This window comes from Jatrophihabitans sp. (assembly GCF_035474675.1).
Taxonomy (GTDB): Bacteria; Actinomycetota; Actinomycetes; order Mycobacteriales; family Jatrophihabitantaceae; genus Jatrophihabitans_A.
In genome coordinates, this window is sequence record NZ_DATINC010000043.1 from 1 (window position 1) to 3343 (window position 3343).

Genomic DNA, 3343 nt, shown 5'->3' on the forward strand with positions numbered 1-3343 from the left:
GGCATCGCCGATCCCGGTGCCGGTCGAGGGGGGCTCGAAGATGTCGCGGTCGAGGATCGCCAGGTCGGCCCGTTTCCCGGCGCGGATCGTCCCGCCGTCCGGGTCATGGTTGACCCACGCCGAGCCCGCGGTGAAACCGCGCAACGCCGTGCCCAGGGTCAGCCGCTGATCGGGCAGGAATGGCGAGTTCGTCCGGCGCTGCGGGTCTACCCGGGTGACCGCGACCTCGATCTGTTGCAGCGGGTCCGCGGTGCTCACTGCCCAGTCGCTACCCATCGCCAGCACGGTGCCGGCCGTGACCAGATCGGCGAACGGGTACTGCATCCGCGACCGCTCGGCGCCCAGCACCGGGATCGTCAGCTCATCCATCATCGGTTCCGATTGCGCCCAGTAGGCCTGGCAGTTCGCCACCGCGCCGACGGTTGCGAACCGGCCGACGTCCTCGGGTTGAATCACCTGGATGTGCGCCAAGTGGTGGCGGTTACCGCGCTGCCCGTTCACCCGCAGCGCGGCGCCCACGGCATCCAGCCCGTCCCGGACCGCTCGATCGCCAATGGTGTGCAGGTGCACCTGAAAGTCCAGGCGGTCCAGTTCGGTCACTGCCGCGGCCAGTAACTCTGGGTCGAGGTACGACAGGCCGAGGTCGCCGGTGTGCCCACCGCAACCATCGTGGTACGACGTGAGCAAGGCTCCGGTGCCGTTCTCCACCACGCCGTCCGTCATGATCTTCACGGTCCGAACCAGCAGCCGATCCGATCGGGCGCCGGACTCCCGCTGCGCCCGAAAGTCCGCGATCTGCTCCAGGCCACGTTCGCGCTGCCACCACAGGGCGGCCACGACCCGGGCGGTCAGCAGGCCGTCATCGGCCAGCGAGCCGTAGGCCTCCAGGATGTCCGGGGTGACCCAGGCGTCCTGCCAGCCGGTGATGCCCAGGGAGAGCAGGTGCGCCTGGGAGAGCAAGATCGCCGAGCGCCACTCGGCCCGGTCCGGGGCCGGGAGGTACCGGGCTTCGAAGGAGTAGGCGGCACCCTCGTCCAGGATGCCGATCGGCTCGCCGGTGGCCGGATCCCGGCGAAGGCGGCCGTCCGCCGGGTTCGGGGTATCGACGTTCACCCCGGCCACCTGCAGGGCGCGCGAGTTCACCCAGGCCGAGTGCACGCTGGAGTCGAAGAGGAACACCGGCCGGTCAGGAACGATCGCGTCCAGCAGCTCGCGGACCGGCGCGGTGTCGGGAAAACTCTCCGGGGCCCAGCCGGCGCCGTAGATCCACGGCAGGTCGGGGTGCTCGGCCGCGTACGTGGCGATCGCCTGGAGGTACGCCGGTACGTCGGCCAGGTCATGCAGCGACACGTGCATCCGATACCGGCCGGCGAACGGCGGGTGGACATGTGCGTCCTGAAAGCTGGGCAGCACCAAGCGGCCCGGTAGGTGCAGCCGCTCGGTACCCGGACCGGCCAGATCCTGGATGTCGTCCGAGTCGCCGACCGCGAGGATGCGCCCGTTCCGCAGCGCCACCGCGCCGTCCCGACTGACCTCGGGCACCGGGCCGGTCAGATCGTCGGTGCCGGTCCAGAGCCGGGCTCCGGTGATCACCATGTCCGCGTGCTCGGAGCCGGTCCTGGAAATCCCCGTCACGAGGACGTGCCCGGTGGAGTGCACTGCAAGCCCAGGAAACCAGCACATACCGGAGCAAGGAGGCGCGCTGGCGGAAACGTGGCAGCGCCGACGGAGGGCGGGATTCCCGGGCGACGCGGGGCGCCCACCGGGTACGCCGCAGTAGGCGAGGGCTTCCAAGCCAGGCTCTCGGTCATAGGCAACATGGTGACTTACCAGAGCAACCCCCACGGCCTGCGACAATGTGGAGCGATGAACGTTGACTTCGCGGGGTTGCCCCCCGGCTTGCCGGCTGGTGCCGTCGTGGATCTCGACGCTGTCCGGGACAACGTCGGGCTACTGCGGGAGCGAGCCGGATCGGCCGCAGTGATGGCTGTGGTCAAGGCAGATGCCTACGGCCACGGTCTGCTGCCGTGCGCCCGCGCAGCCTTGGCCGGTGGCGCGTCTTGGCTGGGAGTTGCCCAGCTCAGCGAGGCCCTGGCGGTACGCGCGGCGGGCATCGAGGCTCCGCTGCTGGCCTGGCTGACCGTGCCCGGAGACGCCTATCCCGCGGCGGTGGCAGCCGGGATCGACATCGGCGTCAGCACTGACTGGGCGCTTGCCGAGGTGGCCGCCGCGGCCGAGTCGGCCGGTGTCGTGGCCCAGGTGCACCTCAAGGTCGACACCGGGCTGAACCGCAACGGTGCTGCCCTGGAGGACTGGCCTGACCTGGTCGAGGCAGGGCTCAAGCTGCAAGCTGAAGGGCTGATCCGGCTGTTCGGGGTGTTCTCGCACTTCGCTTACGCCGATGATCCGGTGCACCCGACGGTGCAGGAGCAGACCTCGCATTTCGTTGCCGCGGTGCAGCTGGCCGAGCAACGCGGTGCTCGCTTCGAGGTGCGGCACCTGGCCAACTCCGCCGCCACCCTGACCAACCCGGCCACGCACTTCGACCTGGTTCGCCCCGGCATCGCGGTCTACGGCCTGTCTCCGATACCGGAGCTGTCCACCGCCGCCGAGCTGGGCCTGCGACCGGCAATGACGCTGCTCAGCCGGGTCGCGAACGTGAAGCGAGTGCCGGCCGGGCAGGGCGTCTCCTACGGGCACACCTACGTCACCAGCCGGCCGACCACTGTCGCGTTGCTGCCGATCGGTTACGCCGACGGGCTGCCCCGGCACGCCGGTAACAAGGGACCGGTCCAGCTGGCCGGGCAGCGACACCAGGTGGCCGGGCGGGTCTGCATGGACCAGGTGGTGATCGACCTGGCGAACCAGCCGGACGGCGCGGATCCGGACGTCGCGGCGGCGCTCGCCGACGTGCACCCCGGAGACGTCGCGCTGCTGTTCGGCAGCGCTCCCGGGCAGCCGAGCGCACAGGACTGGGCCGAGGCAGCGGGCACGATCAGCTACGAGGTGGTCTCCCGAATCGGCTCCCGAGTGCCCAAGATTTACACCGGCACTGCCGGAACGGCACCCATCGGCACTGCCGGAACGGCGCCCATCGGCACTGCCGGTAGAGAGGCCGATCATGGCTGAGCGTCGCGCCAAGCGGGCCGGCCGAATCAGCCGTGGTCGTCCCAGTACCGCCGGCAGCACCGGGGCGGCCGTTACGAAGAAGGTTCCGGCCGTGCCGACTCCGCTCACCTCGCTCGAACCGGTCAAGGGCTTCGGCTCCTGGCGACCGGACGACGGTGTCCTGGCGCTCGGCGTCGGGCTGGCCGCAGCCGGGATGGGCGCGGTGCTGGGCCTG

At 70.5% G+C, this 3343-nt stretch carries 2 protein-coding genes; one reads left to right on the forward strand and one right to left on the reverse strand.

The annotated features are described in order from the left end of the window. A partial coding sequence (locus VLJ82_RS04360) for an amidohydrolase (RefSeq protein WP_408662101.1) occupies window positions 1-1596 on the reverse strand: 1596 nt, incomplete at its 3' end. Between the two features lie 270 nt (window positions 1597-1866). On the opposite strand from VLJ82_RS04360, the gene alr reads away from it, so the two are divergent. Beyond that, the gene (gene alr, locus VLJ82_RS04365; RefSeq protein WP_408662102.1) at window positions 1867-3129 is read left to right on the forward strand and encodes an alanine racemase; all 1263 of its coding nucleotides are present in this window, start codon (window positions 1867-1869) and stop codon (window positions 3127-3129) included. The last annotated feature ends 214 nt before the right edge of the window (window positions 3130-3343 follow it).